Source organism: Cyanobium sp. NIVA-CYA 375 (assembly GCF_056108345.1).
In genome coordinates, this window is sequence record NZ_JBSYHW010000235.1 from 1 (window position 1) to 1,047 (window position 1,047).

General features: G+C 65.6%; 1 protein-coding gene. It reads right to left on the reverse strand.

Annotation, left to right across the window (positions count from 1 at the left end; all coding sequences use genetic code 11):
• The coding region (locus AC01FP_RS17775; RefSeq protein WP_474482082.1) for an alpha-glucosidase at positions 1-1,047 on the reverse strand (1,047 nt) is incomplete at both ends.

Here is a 1,047-nt window from a genome sequence, read left to right on the forward strand (position 1 = left end):
CCGCTCCACACATGCCGCCAATTGCCCTGCGGCAGATAGACCCTGTGCATCATTGCCCCCTGCTCGACCACCGGTGCCACCATCACGTCGGCACCATAGAGGAACTGGTCCTGAATGGTGAAGGTCTCGCGGTCCTGCGGATAGTGCAGGAACAGCGCTCGCTGCGCGGGCAGGCCGGTCGCCTGTGCCTCGGCCACCAGGTGCGCGACATAAGGCGCGAGCGCCGCGTGGACCTTGCTCCAGCGAACGAAGGCGGCGACCAGTTCGGGTGTCGAATCGATCTGCAGGTTGTCATCCGGCCGGTTGCCTTCATGCGTCCGCATCACCGGGCTGAACGCGCCGAGTTCGTACCACCGAAGCAGCAGTTCCTCGCTGCGGACGTTGTCGAACAGGCTGGTATATCCGCCCACATCCGAATGGCTGAAAGCATTGCCGACCAGCCCGGATGACAGCGCCGCGGTAAGCACCGTACCGATGCCGTCATGGCGGCTGAAGTCGACCGACTGGTCGCCTGCCCACAGCAGCGGGCAGTGCGCCTGGACCCCGGTGTGCCCGGCACGCATGAACCACAGCACATCGCCTTCCCGCCCACGCGAGGCAACCGCACGGCGGTTGACTTCGGCCCACCGGACCGGCCAGCGGTTGTGTTCCTGCATCGGGTCGCCATCGAACAGGCGCAGGTCGACCGGCAGGTATTCACCGAAGTCGGCCATCCAGCCATCGAGCCCGAAATCGAGCATCAGCTTGCCGATCACCTCTTCGGCGAACCAAGCGGCTGCGGCCGGATTGGTGAAATCGACCACCCCGGCATCGAATTCGCCGAAATCGACCAGGTAGGGCTCGTCGCTGTCGAGCCGCAGGGCAAGGAAGCCTTGCGCGGCCGCTTCGGGATAGAGCGGACCATCGACGGCCAGGTACGGGTTCACATAGCCGAGGAAGCGGATGCCGCGAGCCTTCAGGCCGGCAATCCGGGCGGGGAGAACGGGATAGCGCGCCGCGTTCCATTGCCAGTCCCAGAACAGCCGCCGTCCGAAGCTGGTCTGGCGG